Here is a 19,445-nt window from a genome sequence, read left to right as displayed (position 1 = left end):
GCAGGACGTATGGGTGACACGGTCGCGGTGGACGGGTCAGCGGTGGACGCGGTCTCCGTGCGACTCGCCGCCGTCTTCCTGCCCGCGCCCCTCCCGCGCGAGGGCCGGATGGCCTTCTGGGATCCCGAGGACGGGCCGCTGCCCGACGGACACACGGATCTCACCGTCGTACGACGGCACGGCGCCGGAGTGCGTCGCCGGACCGCCCCCGCGCTCGAACTGCCCCTGGCCGAGGCCCTGCCGCTCCTCGTGCGCGCCCGGCGCGACCCCGCCGCCCACCCCGCCACCGCCTGCTGGGGCGCCGCCGCCCTGCACGCGCTGCGGCTCACCGCCCGCGGCCGGCTGCTCCCCGGCCTGACCGCCACCGGCCACGACGCCTGGCGGGCCGGCCCCCTGGACCCGGACGACATCGCGCACCTGCGCGCGATCGCCGCCGCCCTGCCCCACGAGGGTCACGCGACCCCGCTGCCCGGCCCCGGCCCGCTCCGGCTGCCCGAACCGGAAGCGCTGATGCGCTCCTTCCTGGACGCCGTCGCTGACACCCTCCCGCGCACCCCGGCCGCGCCCCTCGCCTCCGGCAGGCCCTTCGCGGACCGCCGTCCGCAGCGGCTGCCCGGCGCACAGGACTGGGCCGCCGAGGTCGCCGCCGGCATGGACGCGGGCGTGCGGATCTCGCTCCGCCTCGACCTGTCGGCCTACGACCTCTTCGACGAGGGCGCCCGGGCCCGCAGCGCCGGTGCCGCGATCGTCCAGGTGCACAGCCTCGCCGACCCCACCCTCGTGGCCGACGCCGCGGCCCTGTGGTCGGGCGAGGCCGACGCGGTGTTCGGCCCCCGCGCACGCGTGGACGCCGCCCTCGCGGTGCGGCGCGCCGCCAGGGTCTGGGCGCCCCTGGACCGGCTCGCCGAGCAGGACGTGCCCGACGTACTGGCCCTGTCGGAGGAGGAGTTGGGCGATCTGCTCGGCGTCGCCGCGACCCGGCTCGCGGCGGCCGGGGTCGCCGTGCACTGGCCCCGCGACCTCGCCCAGGACCTGACCGCGGCCGCGGTGGTAAGGCCCGCGCCGGGCTCCGCCACCGACGGCACCGGCTTCTTCGAGAGCGAGGAACTCCTCCAGTTCCGCTGGCAGCTGGCGCTCGGCGGCGACCCGCTCAGCGAGGCCGAGATGGACGCGCTCGCCGAGGCCCACCGGCCCGTGGTCCGGCTGCGCGACCAGTGGGTGCTGGTCGACCCGGCGCTCGTCCGCAAGGCCCGCAAGCGCGAACTGGGCCTGCTCGACCCGGTCGACGCCCTGTCCGTCGCCCTCACCGGCAGCACGGAGGTCGACGGCGAGACGGTGGAGGCCGTACCGGTCGGAGCGCTGGCCGCGCTGCGGGACCGGCTGACGGCCGGGGTGCGGCCCGCCGAGCCGCCCCCGGGCCTGCACGCCACGCTGCGCGACTACCAACTGCGGGGCCTGGCCTGGCTGGACCTCATGACCTCCCTCGGCCTCGGCGGCTGCCTCGCCGACGACATGGGCCTCGGCAAGACGATCACGGTGATCGCCCTGCACCTGAAGCGCGCCCGCCGCGAACCGACGCTGGTGATCTGCCCGGCCTCGCTGCTCGGCAACTGGCAACGGGAGATCACCCGGTTCGCGCCCGGCGTCCCCGTCCGCCGCTTCCACGGCCCCGACCGCACCCTGGAGGACCTGGACGGCGGCTTCGTCCTCACGACGTACGGCACCATGCGCTCCACGGCGGCCAGGCTGGCCGAGCAGCGCTGGGGCATGGTCGTCGCGGACGAGGCACAGCACGTGAAGAACCCGTACTCGGCGACGGCGAAGGCGCTGCGCACCATCCCGACACCCGCGCGCGTGGCGCTGACCGGCACCCCGGTGGAGAACAACCTCTCCGAACTGTGGGCGCTGCTCGACTGGACGACCCCAGGACTGCTCGGCCCCCTGAAGTCCTTCCGCGCCCGCCACGCCCGCGCCGTCGAGAACGGCGAGGACGAGGAGGCGGTGGGGCGGCTGGCCCGGCTGGTCCGCCCCTTCCTGCTGCGCCGCAAGAAGTCGGACCCGGGCATCGTCCCGGAGCTGCCGCCCAAGACGGAGACGGACCATCCGGTCCCGCTCACCCGCGAACAGGCCTCCCTCTACGAGGCGGTGGTCCGCGAGTCGCTGCTCGCCATCGAGACGGCGGAGGGCATCGCGCGCCGGGGCCTGGTCCTGAAGCTCCTGGGCGCGCTGAAGCAGATCTGCGACCACCCCGCGCTGTATCTGAAGGAGGAGGCCAAGGCCGACCGTCTTGCGATCCGCTCCGGCAAACTCGCCCTGCTGGACGAGCTGTTGGACACGCTGCTGGCCGAGGACGGCTCGGCCCTCGTCTTCACCCAGTACGTCGGCATGGCCCGCCTCATCACCGCCCATCTGGCCGACCGCGCGGTCCCGGTGGACCTGCTGCACGGCGGCACCCCGATCCCGGAGCGCGAGCGCATGGTGGACCGCTTCCAGAGCGGTGCGACGCCGGTCCTGGTCCTGTCGCTGAAGGCCGCGGGCACGGGGCTCAACCTCACCCGCGCGGGCCATGTCGTCCATTTCGACCGCTGGTGGAACCCGGCCGTCGAGGAGCAGGCCACCGACCGGGCCTACCGCATCGGCCAGACCCAGCCGGTCCAGGTCCACCGCCTCATCACCGAGGGCACCGTCGAGGACCGCATCGCCGAGATGCTGGAGGCGAAGCGGGCCCTGGCCGACGCGATCCTCGGCTCCGGCGAGGCCGCCCTGACCGAACTGACCGACCGTGAACTGTCCGACCTGGTGTCCCTGCGGAGGACGTCATGACGGGCGGTCCGGCGGACGAGGCACGCCGGGCGCTGAGGGAGGCGCGGGAGCGCCGAGAGGCGGAGGAGCGCGGCTTCGGGCGGTCGGGGTCCGCGGACGAGGGGCTGGGGGAGCCTGTGCGGCGTGCGGCGCCGGTCGAGGGGGCCGCCGGGGAGCAGGGGGCCGCGGAGGACCCTGCCGTGTCGGGGACGGCGGAGGACATTACGGCGAACCCGACCGTTCCCGTGAGTTCTGCGGATCCGGAGCAGCAGGCCACAGCTCAGGAACCGGAGCGGCGTGAGGCACGGCCGGGTGATGCCGCCCGCGCCGCGCTGCGGGGTGCGCTCTCCGGTCGGCGCGGCGACACCGACGCCGACGGTGATCTGCGGCGCGTTGACACGGCTCATGCCGAGGCAGACCCGGCGACGCCCGCGTCGGCCGGGGGAGCGGTCCCGCCGACCGGTGCGCCAGATGAGGATGCCGACCGGCGCGGCGACGCGGCGACAACCACCCCGGGCGCCGGGGGAGGAGCCCGGCCCGCGGACCGGGTGCGTGAGGCCTTGCGGGCCGCCCGCGCCGAGGAGCGACGGAATCACACGGACGACACCGTCGGTGGGGCCCGGTCACGTCGTACGACTCCGCCCGCTCCCGCCGTCCGAGGCGGCACCGGTGGCCGTACCGCCGCGGAACGGGCGCGTGCCGTCAGGGAGTTGGCGGCCGACGCCTTTCGCATGCCCGACGACGGCGAGGAGGCCGTGGGGCGGGACACCGGCTCCACCGCCGGGCGACCGCCGTGGAGCGCGAGTGTCGACGAGGCGGCGGACCAGGGGAGTTCGGCCGAGCGGGACCCCGCTCCCGTCCGCACCTCGCAGGACGCGGGCCCCGCCACCACCCTCCAGGACACCTCCCCGCCCGCCGCACCCCGTCACCCCCGCTCCATGGCCGCCCCCGGCCGGGACGGTGAACTGCGCCGTACCTTCCCGGCGTTCGCGCCCCGAGCCACCGACGGCGACGGCGGGTTCGCCGAGACCTGGTGGGGCAACGCATGGGTGGACGCCCTGGAGAGGGGCGCGCTGGACGCCAAGCGGCTGGCGCGGGGGCGCGGTTACGCGGAGCAGGGGCATGTGGACGCCATCACCGTCACGCCGGGGCTCGTCCTCGCGTACGTGCAGGGCAGCCGGCCCCGGCCTTACCGGGTGCAGGTGCGGCTGCGGACGCTCGACGACGCCGACTGGGACAGGTTCCTGGACGCCGCCGCGGAGCGGACCGGGCACATCGCGGCCCTGCTCGACAAGGAGATGCCCCACGCCCTCGCCGAGGGCGGCGTCCCGCTGCTCCCGGGACCCGGCGACCTCGAACCGCAGTGCAGCTGCCCCGACCGCGGCCACCCCTGCAAGCACGCCGCCGCCCTCTGCTACCAGACCGCCCGGCTGCTCGACGCCGACCCCTTCGTCCTGCTCCTGCTGCGCGGCCGCGGCGAGCGCGAACTGCTCGACACGCTGTCCCGGCTGAGCGCCGCCCGCGCGGCCCGCGCCGCCCAGGAGAAGGGCCCGGCACCCCTGCCCGGCGTACGCGCCACCGAGGCCCTCGCCCCCCGCCGGCTCCCGCCCCTGCCGGCCCCGCTGCCGGTGCCCCCGCACCCCGAGCAGCCCCCGGTCTACCCGGCGGCCCCGGGCGGCCCGGACCCCTTCGCACTGGACCAGTTGGCGACCGACGCCGCCGGACGCGCCCACGCGCTGCTCAGTACCGGACGCGACCCGGTCGCCGAACTGACGCTGTGGCAGGACGCGGTACGGCTCGCCGCGGCCCGCCCCGGTTCCGGCCTCACCGCCGCCACCCGCTCGCTCTACGCCTCGCTCGCCGCCGCGGCCGACCGCACCCCGGCCGACCTGGCACGCGCGGTCGCCGCCTGGCGCCAGGGCGGGTTCGAGGGCCTCGCCGTCCTGGAGGAACCCTGGGACCCCCCGGCGGGCCGCTTCGACCGCGCCCGCCCGCTCCTCCTCGCCGCCGACCTCCCGGCCTTCCGCCCCTGGCGCAACCGCCTCACCCACCCCCGCGGCCATGTCCAACTCCGGCTGGGCCGCGACGGCTTGTGGTACGCCTACGAATCCGACCCGGGCGCCGACGACTGGTGGCCCCGCGGCACCCCCGACCTCGACCCGGTCGGCGCCCTGACCGGTCTGGGCGCCTCTCCCGAGGGCTGACGCGCTTCACACAACCACCACACACAGTTCGCACAGTGACCGCCGGGGAAGGTGAGTCATGTGCCACTAAAATGCCGCGATGTCGCCTTGCGGCACAGCAACTGACCGAAAACGAACGGGGGAAGCGGCATGGCTACGGGGGGATGGGGTCCCGGCACGGGACTGCCCGGCGGCAACGCACCGGGCGGACAGGGGTGGGGCCCGCCACCCGGACCGCAGGTCAACAACCCCTACGTACCCCCGCAGACGCCGCACCCCTACCCGCCGCAGAACCCGTACCCCTACGTGCCCCCGGCCCCCGCGCCCGGCCGTGCGCCGCGCCGCCGCAGCCGTCTGTGGTTCCTCTCCGCCCCCTACCTCGTCACCGCCATCCTCCGTTCCGCGCACCGCGTCGCCACCCGGCTCTTCGTGCAGGAGGGCGACGGCCGGATCGTGGACCGCACCGTGGACCGCGTCCAGGTGGCCCGCACGGTGCTCGGCGCGGTCGCCACGGCCGCCCTGTTCCTGGCCTACGGCGCGGAGAAGGACGGCTGGGAGGATGCGGCGACCGGTGGCGTCGCCAACATGATCATCGCCCCGGTCCTGCTGATCGTCGGCGGCCCGCTGGTCATCCTCGGCTTCGTCCTCTACGCGCCCCCGCACCTGAGGCCTCATCTGCGCTCCAGGCTCCATGCCCCGTTGAAGGCGGTCGGCTGGTACCTGCTGACCGTGATCGTCCTCGTGGGAACCCTCCTGGGAGTCGGTCAGGCGGCCAAGACCGACCTGCACGGGTGGCAGGGCTTTGTGGTGGGGCTCGCCGGGCTGGCCGTGCTGGCCTGGGGCATTCCCTTCTTCCTCCTGGCGTCGCTGTACTCCGCGCGCAGCGCCTTCAACACCGCCCACGTCCATCCGATGCTGCCGCCCGTGGTGACCGTGGTGCTGGTCTGGGTGCTCGCGGTCTTCAACCTGATCGACAGCGGCATGCCGGAGGGACCGCCGGTCGTGCAGTACTGCTCCCTGCTGGGCGGCCCGCTGTCGGTGACGGTCGTCTCGCTGTGGGAGATGCACCGCATGCGGGCCCGGTACGGCGTGACCGTCCGTGGCACGGCCCCCGCCCCCGTCCTCCGGTGAAGGCGGTGTGAGGGTTCACCGGCGATGTGAGGGAGCCAGGTGTGGGGACTGGGGGCCCAGGGGCCGTGTCCTCAGAAACGGCGGCTAGCGTGGAGCGGTGAGTGAGACGCAGACCCCCGCCCTCCAGTACCGCCTCGACGGCCCGGACGACGCCCCGGTCCTCATCCTGGGCCCCTCGCTCGGCACCACGTGGCACATGTGGGACCGGCAGGTTCCCGAGCTGGCCAAGCAGTGGCGGGTCTTCCGGTTCGACCTGCCGGGGCACGGCGGCGCGCCCGCCTACCCGTCGGGCGCGGTCGGCGACCTCACCGCCCGGCTGCTCGCCACCCTCGACCGGCTCGGCATCCACCGCTTCGGCTACGCGGGCTGCGCGCTCGGCGGCGCGGTCGGCCTGGAACTGGCCCTGCGCCACCCGGAGCGGATCGCCTCGCTCGCGCTGATCGCCGCCTCGCCGAGATTCGGGACGCCCGACGAGTTCCGGCAGCGCGGTGTGATCGTGCGGACGAACGGACTCGACCCGATCGCCCGTACCTCCCCCGACCGCTGGTTCACCAGCGGGTTCGCCGCCGCGCAGCCCGCGATCACCGACTGGGCCGTGCAGATGGTCCGCACCACCGACCCGGGCTGCTACATCGCCGCCTGCGAGGCTCTCGCGGCCTTCGACATCCGGGCCGACCTCGCCCACGTCGGCGTGCCCACCCTCGTCCTCGTCGGCTCCGACGACCAGGTCACCGGCCCGGCACAGGCCCGTACGCTCGTCGCGGGCATCCCCGACGCACGGCTCGCCGTGGTACCGGGCGCCTCCCACCTCGTACCGGTGGAGCAGCCCGCGGCCGTCACCGACCTGCTGGTCCGGCACTTCTCCACGGCCTGGCAGCCCGCCTTCGACTCCAGCACCGGCCAGACGGCCATCCCGGCCGCCCCCATCAAGCCGGTCCTGGCCGCCCCGCCGCAGCAGATCTCGCCGATCGCCGAGATCGCCCCCGCCGTACCGGCGCCCGTCGTGGGCGGGGGACGGCCCGACCCGTACGACGCCGGGATCAAGGTGCGCCGCGAGGTGCTCGGCGACGCGCACGTCGACCGGGCGCTGGCACAGGCCGACGAGTTCTCCGGCGACTTCCAGGAGTTCGTCACCCGCTACGCCTGGGGCGAGATCTGGGACCGCCCCGGTCTCGACCGCCGCTCCCGCAGCTGTGTCACGCTCACTGCCCTCATCGCGGGCGGCCACCTGGAGGAGCTCGGCTTCCACGTCCGGGCCGCGCTGCGCAACGGTCTCACCCCGGTCGAGATCAAGGAGGTGCTGCTCCAGGCGGCGGTCTACTGCGGGGTGCCGGCGGCCAACAGCGCCTTCAAGGTGGCCCAGCAGGTCATCCGCGAGGAGACGACGCCCGAGGAGTGAGCGCCTCAGCCTGGCAGCGGAACCACCAGGCTGAGCCGCCCCGGGGCCCCTTCCAGGAGGCAGGATGGAAGCCATGAAGCTCACGAAGATGTCGCACGCCTGTGTCCGCCTGGAGAAGGACGGCCGCACCCTCGTCCTCGACCCCGGCGGCTTCAGCGAGGCGGACGCCGCGGTCGGCGCGGACGCGATCCTGATCACGCACGAGCACCCCGACCACTTCAACGAGGAGCGGCTGCGCGCGGCCCTCGACGCGAACCCGGCCGCCGAGATCTGGACCCTGAGGTCCGTCGCGGAGAAGATCTCCAGTGCCTTCCCGGGCCGGGTGCACACCGTCGGCCACGGCGACACCTTTACCGCGGCCGGCTTCGACGTCCAGGTCCACGGCGAACTGCACGCCGTCATCCACCCGGACATCCCGCGCATCACCAACGTCGGCTACCTCGTCGACGGCGGCCGCGTCTTCCACCCCGGCGACGCCCTCACCGTCCCCGACCACACCGTCGAGACGCTGATGCTCCCGGTCATGGCCCCCTGGAGCAAGATCTCCGAGGTGATCGACTACGTCCGCGAGGTCAAGCCGCAGCGGGCGTACGACATCCACGACGCCCTGCTCACCGACCTCGCCCGCCCCATCTACGACAACCAGATCGGCGCCCTCGGCGGCTCCGAGCATCTGCGGCTGGCGCCGGGGGAGAGCGCGTCGCTGTGAGTGTCAGTGGGGCCCGGTAGGTTGTCAGACATGCGCATCGCGACCTGGAACGTGAACTCGATCACCGCCCGCCTGCCGAGGCTCCTGGCCTGGCTGGAGAGCAGCGGCACCGACGTGCTCTGCCTCCAGGAGGCCAAGCTGGCCGAGGAGCAGTTCCCGTTCGACCAGCTGCGCGAGGCGGGCTACGAGGCGGCGGTGAACGCGACGGGCCGGTGGAACGGCGTGGCGGTGATCTCCCGCGTCGGCCTGGAGGACGTCGTCAAGGGCCTGCCCGGCGACCCCGGCTACGACGGCGCCCCCGAGCCCCGCGCCATCTCCGCGACCTGCGGCCCGGTCCGCGTCTGGTCGGTGTACGTGCCCAACGGCCGCGAGGTGGACCACCCCCACTACGCCTACAAGCTCCAGTGGTTCGAGGCACTCAAGGCCGCCGTCGCGGGCGACGCGGCGGGCAGCCGCCCCTTCGCGGTCCTGGGCGACTACAACGTGGCGCCGACCGACGACGACGTCTTCGACGTGGCCGCCTTCGAGGGCCTCACCCACGTCACCCCGGCCGAGCGCGCCGCCCTCGCCTCCCTGCGCGAGGCGGGCCTGTCCGACGTGGTCCCGCGCCCTCTCAAGTACGACCACCCCTTCACGTACTGGGACTACCGCCAGCTCGGCTTCCCCAAGAACCGCGGTATGCGCATCGACCTCGTCTACGGCAACGAGCCGTTCGCGAAGGCCGTCAGCGACGCCTACGTGGACCGTGAGGAGCGCAAGGGCAAGGGCGCGTCGGACCACGCGCCCGTCGTCGTGGACCTCGACGTCTAGGTCCTACAGCAGACCGAGGTCCACGGACCCGGCGAGCGCCGCGAGACCCGCGTCCCCCGGATGCAGATGGTCCCCGCTGTCGTACGCGGGCAGCATCCGTGCCGGGCGGTCCGGGTCACGCACCACGCCGTCGAAGTCGAGGACGCCGTCGAACACACCGGCGTCCCGGATCCAGGCGTTCACCGCGCCCCGCTCGCCGTCGACGGCGGCCGTGCAGCGCGCCTCGCCCTCGCAGGGCAGGATCGTCGCGGCCAGCATCCGCAGCCCGCGCTCATGGCCCCGGTCGGCGATCTCCCGCAGGCCCGCGATCACCTCGTCCGCCGTGGCGCCCCACCGCACGTCGTTGACGCCCTGGAAGACGACCGCGGTACGTGCCGACGTCTGCGCGAGGACGTCCCGGTCGAAGCGGTGCAGGGCGCTCACCCCGCCGGTGTCCGTGGAGACCCCGTCACCGGGATAGCGGTCGGTGACCACACGGTTCGCGGAGATCCCCTGGTTGAGCACGCCGTAGTGCGGGACCACGTCCTGCGCCAGCAGCCGTGCGGCCAGCACATCGGGCCACCGCCGGTTGGCGTCGACCGTCGACCTGTCCCCGTCCGTGATCGAGTCCCCGAGCAGCACCACGGACCCCGGCCCGCCGCCCACGTCCACCCCGGTCAGCAGCGGCCAGCTGGTCAGCACGGTGGTGTAAGCCGTCGCCGAGCCGTCGGCGGTGTGGTCGCCCGCCTCGCTGACGTACGAGCGCTGCTGCGCGAGCCGGTGCACGGGCGCCGCCGTCACCGTCCCCGGCAGATGGAAGCTCACCAGCAGATTCGTGTCCGCGGGCACCGCGAAGTCGAGCGGATCGCTGAACGCCTGCGCCCCCGCGGGCACCTCGACACCCACCGCACCCCCGAAGGCGACCGGCACCGGCACGTCCCGCGCCGCCGCACCGGCCTCCTGGACCGCCACCGTCGCGCTCCCGATCCGCACGGGCGCCGCCGCGAAGGTGTTGTCGAACCGCAGCCGCACCCGCGGCCCGCCCACCGAGGTGTGCACCACGAGCCGCAGCGTCCGCTCATGCCACGGGCCCACGGCCGGATACCCGGCGGTCGCGGTCGCCCAACTCCCGCTCCAGCCCGGGGTGGTGGCCCGCACGGACACCGCGAACACATGCAGGGCGGGCGAGTCGGGCAGCCGTACCGAGGCGACCTGGCGGCCGCGCACGAGCGGGACCGTCACGACGTACAGCCGTGCCTTCTCGGTGAGTTGACCGTCCGGCGTGTTCACATGCGGCAGCGCCACCGCCTTCGTGGCGAGCGGACCGGTGCGCCAGTCGGGGGCGGTGAGCCGGTACGAGGAGCTGCCGCCGTTCGCGTACGACACCGTGCCCGAGCCCGTCACGTCGGCGCCGCCGGTGCCCGCCACCAGGAACGCGAGCGCGTCGCCCCGGCCACCGACACGCACCGACTGCCCTGCGGCCCGCACGTTGTCCGGCGCACCCGCCGCACGGCGTGGCCAGACCAGCCGCGCCCCCTGCACGGTCGGTGTCCGGCCGGGCGTCCAGCCCGCCGCCGTGAGGTCCTGGGCCGACAGGGAGGCGCCCGCCCCGTCGAAGTCCGCCTCGCCGGGCCGGGAGTCGTCGCTGACCGCGGTGTTGTCGAACAGCTGCTCCAGCGGCAGCGGTTCCGCTCTCTCCGTTCGCCGCGGGGCGGTCGCCTGCGCCGGGCCGGCCGGTACCAGGACCGCGAACAGGGCGAGAGCGAGCGCGGACATCCGTACACCTCGGCGCACCTGGTTCCCCCGTTCAGCACCGGTCGGGACGAGACGAAAGACGCTCCGTGAAGTTAGGGAGGCGGCGGTGGCGCGTCAACGCGCCATGCGCGAACTCGGCGTGAAGTCGCCCCGAATCGACTCCCGGCGCGCGCCTGTGGTGCTGGGGCGTGTGCCAATGACACGCTGGGCATATGAAGATCCCTTTTCTGGGCAACCGGCGCAAGGAGCCAGAGGCGCACGACGCCGAGGGCATCGCCGGGCTCCTCTCCGAATGTGAGCTGCTGCGCCACCAGGCGTACCGCAGTGGTGTCCAACTCGACGACACCGTCGCCTCGTTGGAGGCGCTCGACCAGCTGGTGCCGCGGTGGCGGGACGACGCGGAGGTGCTGGAGTGGCTCGGCAACGACGCCGGGCTGTATCTCGGGACGGTGATCGTCCGGACCGTGGAGGGGGCCCGCTGGGGGATTCGCTCCGACGGGCAGCCGGTGATCCGGCTCGCCTCCGGCCGGGAGTTCGATGTCGTCGCCGACGGTCATGAGTGGGCGGCGAGCGGGGTTCCCGAACTCTCCCAGCTGTACGCCGAGGTGGCGGAGGCCTAGTGCGGGACGTAAGCAAGGCGTAAATACGGCTAATGCCCGAAAAGTGCGTGTCGTGTATTAACTCCACTCTTGTCTGGATAGTTTGCGGCAATCGCGACACAGCTGAGAGTGGGTAGGGCTGGGCATGGCCGTCGATCCGTTGATCGAGCTGCGTGACGTCAACAAGTACTTCGGGGCACTGCATGTCCTCCAGGACATCAACCTCACGGTCGGCAAGGGGGAGGTGGTCGTGGTCATCGGCCCGTCAGGGTCGGGAAAGTCGACACTGTGCAGGGCGATCAACCGGCTGGAGACCATCCGGTCCGGTGAGATCCGGCTGGACGGACAGCCGCTGCCGGAGGAGGGCAAGGCCCTCGCGGCGCTCCGCGCCGAGGTCGGCATGGTCTTCCAGTCCTTCAACCTCTTCGCCCACAAGACGGTCCTCCAGAACATCTCGCTGGCCCAGACCAAGGTCCGCAAGCGCAAGAAGGACGAGGCCGACAAGCGGTCCCGTCAGCTTCTCGACCGCGTGGGCCTCGCCGACCAGGCGGACAAGTACCCGGCGCAGCTCTCCGGCGGCCAGCAGCAGCGCGTGGCCATCGCCCGCGCCCTCGCCATGGAGCCCAAGGCCCTGCTGTTCGACGAGCCGACCTCGGCCCTCGACCCGGAGATGATCAACGAGGTCCTGGAGGTCATGCAGCAACTCGCCCGCGACGGCATGACCATGATCGTCGTCACCCACGAGATGGGCTTCGCCCGCTCGGCCGCCAACCGCGTGGTGTTCATGGCCGACGGCCGCATCGTCGAGGACCGCACCCCCGAGGAGTTCTTCACCAACCCGAACAGCGAGCGCGCGAAGGACTTCCTCTCCAAGATCCTCACGCATTGACCCGGGGGGAGTACGACCCATGTACCGCACCACACGTGTGTCCGGACGTCCGAGGGCCGGCGTGCACCGCGGCAGGTCCGCCGTGTCGGGCGTCGATTACGATGTGCCGTTCATCCCCGTGGTGACGGTGATCCCGCCGGGGACGCTGCTGCCGGGTGGGGATCCCCCCACGGCCCCGAGACCGTAGGGGGTGGCAGCTCACAGAGCCATACCCGCCCGGCGCCGGCCGGAGATCACTGCTCGCGCAGCGGAATCGACACGTACGACGGGTCGTTCGACGGCGAGGAGAAGGTCAGCCGCGCGCCGGACGGGTTGTGCTCGATGTAGAGCGGGTCGACCGTGTCGACGACCAGGGCGAGACGGTGCCCTGCCGGGACGTCGTAGGCCGTGGAGTACAGCTCCAGGTCGACGCCGAACGGCTTGCCGGGCGTCTGCCCGTGGAAGGTGTACGGCGCGTTGCTGACCAGCTTGCCGAGGCCGAGCGGCCCCACGTCGTACAGGTAGGCGACGAGGGTGCCGCTCTCCTTGGTGGGAGTGAGAGTGGTGTGCAACTTGGCCGTGCCGCGCACCCGTTGGGTCGTCGCGTACTTCTCCGACTGCCACACCGCCGCCCAGGTGCGCGGGAGCAGCGGGATCGAGGCGACCGGGGGCAGCTTGGCCACCTGGTCGAGGATGCTGGACAGGAAGACGACCCCGCCGTTGGCGCCCGAGTCGACGTTGGTGTGGATCGTGGTGGTGCCGGACAGGGCGAGCTTCTTGCGGGTCGCGCCGACCGACTTCCAGTCCATGTAGCCCTCGTAGCCGCCCGTGGAACGGGACTTGAGCCGGACCGGCTGCTCGCGATCGATGCCGTTGTCCTCGCCCTTGAGGTAGTGGTCGAACCAGCGCTCGGTGTCGGTCCACACGTCGTTGGGCAGCCCCAGCAGACCGGTGAGCTCGGCGGTCGCGTGGTCGCCGGGGCGGAACTCCAGTCTCTTCGGGCCGGTGAGTTTCTCGTAGAAGTCGGCGTACTGGTTGGGCGGGAAGATCGTGTCGCCCCAGGCGTTGGCCATCATGACCGCTGCGCCGTTCTTGTTCAGCTGATCCACATATGTGGCGGCCGAACGTTTCTTCCCCCATTGGAGCATGTCCTGTTCCTTGGACAGGTTGGAGGCGTAGAAGTCGTCGAAGATCTCCCGGAGTTCGGCGCTCTGGCGCCCGGTGACCAGGCTCGCGCCGTCGAGGAGGGCCGAGGCCTGGACGTGCTGGGTGCGGCCGGAGTAGATCGAGTCGATCAGGTCGGCCCAGCCGCTGAGGGCGGCGACCGCCTTGACGCGCTTGTCCTGTGCGGCGGTGAGCAGGCTGATGCCGGCGCCGTAGGAGACACCGGCCATGCCGACCTGCTGCGCGTCGGCGGGGGTGTTGGCGAGCGCCCAGTCGATGACCTTGCGGGCGTCGGCTATGTCGGGAGGGCCCGCCACTTCTATCTCCCCGCCGGACTGCCAGAAGCCGCGCACGTTGTAACTGAGCACCACATAGCCGGAGTTCGCGAGTTTCTGGGCCTGGGCGAAGTACTCGACCTGGGGCAGGCCCCAGCTCGTGGGCAGCACGAGCAGCGGGTAGCTGCGGCTGCCGTCGGCGCCGGCCGGGGTGATGACGTTCGCCTTGAGGACGGTGCCGCCCTCGCCGCTGATGTCGACGAACCGCACGCCGTTGGCCGAGGCCTGTGCGGCGGGGGCCGCGCCGAGGACCCCACCGGCGATCAGGGTCGCGGAGACGGCGCCCACGGCGGTGGTGCGCAGGGCCTTGCGATGGTGTCCCACAGGTCACTCCTCACTCGTGTAAGTGCAAAGTGACCCGACGGTAACCTCGGGCTCTTACCGTAGGTAACCCGTCGGTAAGTTACGTGGGAGTAACGATTGTTGTCATGTGAATGAATTCAGGAGGCGCGGTGGGAGTTGCGGGGAGCTGCGGGTGTCGGCAGCGGTGCCTGCGCGGCCCGGGTCACGTCCGCGACCAGCTCGGCGACGTCCGGGCCGTACGCCTGTGAGTTGACCACCTTCAGCAGCAGGACGAACGTGTTGTTCCCGTACTTGCGTGACAGCCGCTCGTGATTGCGGGCGAGGTAGCGGGTCGCCGCCTGGTTGGTGATCGCGGTCTGGCCGCTGAACAGGAAGACAGGCCGGTTCAGGCCGGGTTGCCCCGCCGTGAGCCGGGCCAGCAGCACGTACTCGGACAGGCCCTTCTCCATGCGGTAACGCTCGCTGCCGATCTGGAAGGCCAGCCGGTCCGGGCCCGGTTCCGGATCGGTGTTCACCCGCACCCCGGGCAGCATGGCGTGCATATGGGCCGCCATGCGCCGGTTGGACCCCGGACCGCCGACGCAGAACTCCGTGCGCTCCCCGAAGCCCTGCCGGGCGGTGTCCTGGGTGATCACCTCGGCGTGCGCACCGCAGTCCTTGATGAGCGCGGAGAGCTCCAGGAGCGCGAAGACGTCGTAGCGGTGCACGGCGAGGTCGGGGCTGCCGGCGTCGCGATTGACGACGAGCAGGGACTCGGAGTTGTCCGGCAGCCCGAAGAACGCCTGCTTCCTGCGGAGTTTGCGCTTCCAGAGGTAGGTGCGGGCCACCCAGCCGAGGGCGGCACTGATGCCGGCCGCGACCACGCCCAGAACGATGTTGCGCACGTCGTCATTCATGGGCGCGCATGCTAGCGGGCCGACATTGCTGGTACGTACCGGTGTTCGAAGTGTGGCGTTCTCATGTCAGGTGCCCTGAATGGGGCTGTCGGGCCCCGGGTGTTGTGGTTACGCTGCGCGGACGGTCCCGGCCTGGAGGTACGCATGCGTCGCCCTGTCGCGCGGAAACTGTCGGTACTGGCGGTCTCGGCCGCCGTGGTTTCGGTGGGGGCGACGGCGCCGCCATCTGCTTCCCCACCCCAGAAGGTCCCCGTGGCCGTCGGATACGGCGGCGCGGTCGCCAGCGTCGACCTCGACGCCTCCTCGGCCGGTATCGAGGTGCTGAAGAAGGGCGGCAACGCGGTCGACGCCGCCGTCGCCACGGCCGCCGCGCTCGGGGTCACCGAGCCCTACTCCTCCGGCATCGGCGGGGGCGGCTACTTCGTCTACTACGACGCCAAGTCCCGCAAGGTGCACACCATCGACGGGCGGGAGACCGCGCCGCTGACCGCCGACGAGAATCTGTTCGTCGAGAACGGCAAGGCCATCCCGTTCGCCGACGCCGTCAGCAGCGGGCTGGCCGTCGGTACGCCGGGCACGCCCGCCACCTGGGCGACGGCCCTCGACAAGTGGGGCAGCAAAGGACTCGGCACGGTCCTGAAGCCCGCCGAGCGGATCGCCCGCGACGGATTCACCGTCGACGGCACCTTCCGCTCGCAGACCGCACTCAACGAGACCCGGTTCCGCTACTTCCCGGACACCGCGAAGCTGTTCCTGCCCGGCGGACAGCTCCCGGTCGTCGGCTCCACCTTCAAGAACCCCGATCTCGCCCGTACATACGAGGAGTTGGGCAAGAAGGGCGTCGGCGCCCTCTACCGCGGCGGCCTCGGCGACGAGATCGTCGACACCGTGAACGACCCGCCCGTGGACCCGGCCTCCGGCTGGAACGCCCGCCCCGGCGACCTGTCGGAGAAGGACCTCGCGGCCTACCGGGCGAAGCTCCAGGCGCCCACCAAGACCTCGTACCGCGGACTCGGCGTCTACTCCATCGCACCCTCCTCCTCCGGCGGCACGACGGTCGGTGAAGCCCTCAACATCCTTGAGAACACCGACCTTTCGAAGGCGAGCGACGTCCAGTACCTGCACCGGTACATCGAGGCCAGTCGGATCGCGTTCGCGGACCGGGGGCGCTGGGTCGGCGACCCGGCCTTCGAAGACGTACCGACGAAGGGGCTGCTGTCGCAGGAGTACGCCGACTCGCGTGCCGCCCTCATCAAGGACGACGCCGTCCTCACCAGCCCCGTCGCTCCCGGTGACCCGCGCAACCCCGGCTCCACCGGTACGGCGGCGCCGACGACGTACGAAGGCGAGAACACCACGCATCTCACGGTCGCCGACAAGTGGGGGAACGTCGTCTCCTACACGCTGACCATCGAGCAGACCGGCGGCAGCGGGATCACCGTGCCCGGGCGTGGGTTCATCCTCAACAACGAGCTGACGGACTTCTCCTTCGTGCCCGCGAACCCGGCCGTGCACGACCCGAACCTGCCGGGTCCGGGCAAGCGGCCGCGGTCCTCGATCTCGCCGACGATCGTGCTCGACCAGCACAACAAGCCCGTGGTGGCGCTCGGTTCGCCCGGTGGGGCGACCATCATCACCACCGTGTTGCAGACGCTGACGCGGTTCGCGGACCGGGGCGTGCCGCTCGTCGACGCGATCGCCGCGCCGCGGGTGAGCCAGCGCAATGCCGCGCAGACGGAGATGGAGCCCGCGCTGTTCAACGACACGAGCCCGGGCAGCCTGAGGTCCCAACTGGAGTCCATCGGGCACTCGTTCAGGCTGAACGCCGAGATCGGGGCGGCCACGGGCGTACAGCGGCTGCCCAATGGGAAGTGGCTCGCGGCCGCCGAGACGGTACGTCGGGGTGGTGGCTCGGCGCAGGTGGTGTACCCGGCGCGGTAGTCACAACTCGGGGGTGGGCATCTCCTCTTCCGTACGGAACTCGAGATGCCCGCCCTCCACGTCCACCCGCACCCGGCCGCCTTCCTGCACGCGGCTGTCCAGGAGCAGTCGGGACAGCTCGTTGTCGACCTCCCGCTGGATCGTGCGGCGCAGCGGGCGGGCGCCGTACTCCGGCTGGTAGCCGCGTTTGGCCAGCCAGTCGACCGCCGCGTCCGTGAAGTCGACCGTGATGCCCTGGGCGTGGAGCATACGGCGGGTCCGGTCCAGGAGCAGGTTGGTGATCCGGCGGAGCTGCTCCTCCGTGAGCTGGCGGAAGACCACGATCTCGTCGATGCGGTTGAGGAACTCCGGGCGGAAGTGTTCCCGCAGAGGCCGCAGGATCTGTTCGCGGCGGGCCTCCTCGTCGGCGTCGGCGCCGCCCGGCCCGAAGCCGATGCCGGCGCCGCGGCGGGTGATCGCCTCGGAGCCGAGGTTGCTCGTCATCACCACGACCGTGTTGGTGAAGTCGACCGTGCGGCCCTGGGAGTCGGTGAGGCGGCCGTCGTCGAGGACCTGGAGAAGGACGTTGAAGACGTCCGGGTGCGCCTTCTCGACCTCGTCCAGCAGCAGGAGCGAGTACGGGTGCCGACGGACGACCTCGGTGAGCTGCCCGGCCTCCTCGTGGCCCACGTATCCGGGCGGGGCTCCGACGAGCCGGCTGACGGTGTGGCGTTCCTGGTACTCGCTCATGTCCAGGCGGACCATGCGCTCCTCGCTGCCGAACAGCGCCTCGGCGAGGGCGCGGGCCAGCTCGGTCTTGCCCACGCCGGTCGGGCCGAGGAAGAGGAAGCTGCCGATGGGGCGGTCGGGGCTGGCGAGCCCGGCACGGGAGCGCATGACGGCCTCGGCGACCACGCTCACCGCCTCCTCCTGACCGACCACGCGCTGGTGGAGGTGCTCCTCCAGGCCGAGCAGCCGTTCCTTCTCCTCCTGGGTGAGGCTGGCGACCGGGATGCCCGTCTGCCGCGACACGACCTCGGCGATCGCCTCCGCGGTGACCTCCAGGTTCTGCCCCTCGTCGGCCTCGTCGTGCCCGGTGGCCTCGCCGATGCGCTGCTTCAACTCCGTGATGCGGTCGCGCAGTTGCATGGCCCGCTCATAACTCTCGTCGGCCACCGCCTGGTCCTTGTCCCGGGCCAGCTGCTCGACCTCGCGCTCCAGGGCCCGCACGTCGGTGCCCTTGGTGCGGGCGCGCAGCCGCACCCGGGCGCCGGCCTGGTCGATCAGGTCGATGGCCTTGTCGGGCAGACGGCGGTCGGTGAGATAGCGGTCGGAGAGCTCCACGGCGGCCACCAGCGCCTCGTCCGCGTAGCGCACCTGGTGGTGGGCCTCGTAGCGGTCGCTCAGGCCGCGCAGGATCTCCAGGGCGTCCGCGACGGACGGCTCCGGCACCAGGATCGGCTGGAAGCGGCGGGCCAGCGCCGCGTCCTTCTCGATCCGGCGGAACTCCTCCAGGGTGGTCGCGCCGACGATGTGCAGCTCACCGCGGGCCAGGGCGGGCTTGAGGATGTTGCCGGCGTCCATCGACGCGGCCTCGCCGCCACCGCCCGCGCCGACGACAGTGTGCAGTTCGTCGATGAAGACGATCAACTGGTCCGAGTGGGCACGGATTTCCCCCACGATGTTGGTGAGCCGCTCCTCGAAGTCGCCCCGGTAGCGGGTGCCCGCGACCACCGCCGTCAGATCCAGGGCGACCACGCGCCGCCCGATCAGCACGTCCGGCACATCGCTCTCGGAGATCCGCTGGGCGAGCCCCTCCACGATGGCGGTCTTGCCGACGCCCGCGTCACCGATCAGCACCGGGTTGTTCTTGCCGCGCCGGGAGAGCACCTCGATGGTCTGCTCGATCTCCTCGTCGCGGCCGATCACCGGGTCGATACGACCCTGCCGGGCCAGCTCGGTGAGGTCGCGGCTGTACTTGTCGAGGGTCGGGGTGCCGGTGGTGCGCGGCGCCTCGGGGTGTGGCTGCCCGCCGTCCGACGACGTCTCGGGCGGCAGGGGCGAGGGGGCGAAATGGGCCGAGTTGAGGATGTGCCCGGCCGCCGAGTCCGGGTTGGCGGCCAGCGCGCTGAGGACGTGCTCGGGGCCGATGTAGCCGGTGCCGCGCGCCCTGGCGAGGTCGTGCGCGTCCAGCAGGGCGCGCTTGGCGGCCGGGGTCAGCGAGAGCGAGGTCGGTGGCGGGACCTCACCCGGCGGGTGCTGCACCGGTCCGGAGCGCTCGTCGATCTCCTCGGCGAGTTCGTCGGGATCGGCTCCGGCACGGCTGAGCAGGGACCGGGTCGGCTCGGCGGACAGCGCCGCCCGCAGCAGATGCTGGGTGTCCAGGTCCCGGCTGCCGTGCTCGGCGGCGTACTGGGCGGCTCCCCGGACCAGCTCCCGGGCGGGCTGGCTCAGCAGCCGGCCGATGTTGATCTGCCGGGGTCCGGGCCGGGGTCCGCCGAAGAAGCGGGCGAGGAACTCGCCGAAGGGGTCGTAGCCTTCCGATCCATTGAAGCCGCTGGTCATGGCCGTTCCCATCCGGCATCCCCGCAG

General features: G+C 72.4%; 13 protein-coding genes. 9 read left to right on the top strand and 4 right to left on the bottom strand.

From position 1 onward, the window contains the following. Positions 1–9 precede the first annotated feature (9 nt). From ACFY0U_RS06040 to ACFY0U_RS06015, 6 genes are all read left to right on the top strand, one after another. Positions 10–2,823 carry an SNF2-related protein gene (locus ACFY0U_RS06040; protein ID WP_388630892.1) on the top strand — a complete coding sequence of 938 codons (2,814 nt, stop codon included), beginning with the start codon at positions 10–12 and terminating at the stop codon, positions 2,821–2,823. After that, positions 2,820–5,006 (top strand): SWIM zinc finger family protein, encoded by a 2,187-nt coding sequence (locus tag ACFY0U_RS06035; RefSeq protein ID WP_388630889.1) that lies wholly within the window; start codon positions 2,820–2,822, stop codon positions 5,004–5,006. Before ACFY0U_RS06040 ends, ACFY0U_RS06035 begins: the two co-directional genes overlap by 4 nt. Positions 5,007–5,135: 129 nt before the next feature. Continuing rightward, positions 5,136–6,116 carry a hypothetical protein gene (locus ACFY0U_RS06030; protein ID WP_388630886.1) on the top strand — a complete coding sequence of 327 codons (981 nt, stop codon included), beginning with the start codon at positions 5,136–5,138 and terminating at the stop codon, positions 6,114–6,116. A 97-nt stretch (positions 6,117–6,213) separates the two neighbouring features. After that, positions 6,214–7,515, top strand: a complete 1,302-nt coding sequence (pcaC, locus tag ACFY0U_RS06025; RefSeq protein WP_388630883.1) for a 4-carboxymuconolactone decarboxylase — start codon at positions 6,214–6,216, stop codon at positions 7,513–7,515. A gap of 73 nt (positions 7,516–7,588) precedes the next feature. Next, the gene (locus ACFY0U_RS06020) at positions 7,589–8,224 is read left to right on the top strand and encodes an MBL fold metallo-hydrolase (RefSeq protein WP_388630880.1); all 636 of its coding nucleotides are present in this window, start codon (positions 7,589–7,591) and stop codon (positions 8,222–8,224) included. Positions 8,225–8,254: 30 nt separating this feature from the next. Continuing rightward, entirely contained in the window at positions 8,255–9,034 is a 780-nt protein-coding gene (locus tag ACFY0U_RS06015; RefSeq protein ID WP_307024093.1) for an exodeoxyribonuclease III, read from the top strand. A 3-nt stretch (positions 9,035–9,037) separates the two neighbouring features. Here the strand turns inward: ACFY0U_RS06015 and ACFY0U_RS06010 are convergent, their stop codons facing one another. After that, a complete protein-coding gene (locus ACFY0U_RS06010; RefSeq protein WP_388630876.1) occupies positions 9,038–10,789 on the bottom strand; it encodes an SGNH/GDSL hydrolase family protein in 1,752 nt (583 codons plus the stop codon). A 191-nt stretch (positions 10,790–10,980) separates the two neighbouring features. Between ACFY0U_RS06010 and ACFY0U_RS06005 the strand changes: the two genes are divergently transcribed. Further along, positions 10,981–11,388 (top strand): DUF6278 family protein, encoded by a 408-nt coding sequence (locus tag ACFY0U_RS06005; protein WP_388630874.1) that lies wholly within the window; start codon positions 10,981–10,983, stop codon positions 11,386–11,388. A 124-nt stretch (positions 11,389–11,512) separates the two neighbouring features. Then, on the top strand, positions 11,513–12,256 hold the full coding sequence (locus ACFY0U_RS06000) for an amino acid ABC transporter ATP-binding protein (protein WP_388630871.1): 744 nt from the start codon (positions 11,513–11,515) through the stop codon (positions 12,254–12,256). A gap of 233 nt (positions 12,257–12,489) precedes the next feature. Here the strand turns inward: ACFY0U_RS06000 and ACFY0U_RS05995 are convergent, their stop codons facing one another. Next, entirely contained in the window at positions 12,490–14,058 is a 1,569-nt protein-coding gene (locus ACFY0U_RS05995; RefSeq protein ID WP_388630867.1) for a CocE/NonD family hydrolase, read from the bottom strand. Between the two features lie 116 nt (positions 14,059–14,174). Beyond that, complete coding sequence (locus ACFY0U_RS05990) at positions 14,175–14,933, bottom strand: hypothetical protein (RefSeq protein ID WP_388630864.1); 759 nt, start codon at positions 14,931–14,933, stop codon at positions 14,175–14,177. A gap of 144 nt (positions 14,934–15,077) precedes the next feature. On the opposite strand from ACFY0U_RS05990, the gene ggt reads away from it, so the two are divergent. After that, entirely contained in the window at positions 15,078–16,874 is a 1,797-nt protein-coding gene (ggt, locus tag ACFY0U_RS05985) for a gamma-glutamyltransferase (protein WP_388630861.1), read from the top strand. On the opposite strand, the gene ACFY0U_RS05980 is transcribed toward ggt, so the two are convergent. Beyond that, on the bottom strand, positions 16,875–19,418 hold the full coding sequence (locus ACFY0U_RS05980; protein WP_388630858.1) for an ATP-dependent Clp protease ATP-binding subunit: 2,544 nt from the start codon (positions 19,416–19,418) through the stop codon (positions 16,875–16,877). Positions 19,419–19,445: the final 27 nt, after the last annotated feature.

It is taken from the genome of Streptomyces sp. NPDC001536, from assembly GCF_042894505.1.
Classification (GTDB): Bacteria; Actinomycetota; Actinomycetes; order Streptomycetales; family Streptomycetaceae; genus Streptomyces.
The sequence above is the reverse complement of the archived record's forward strand: the minus strand, read 5'-3'. Positions and strand labels throughout refer to the sequence as shown.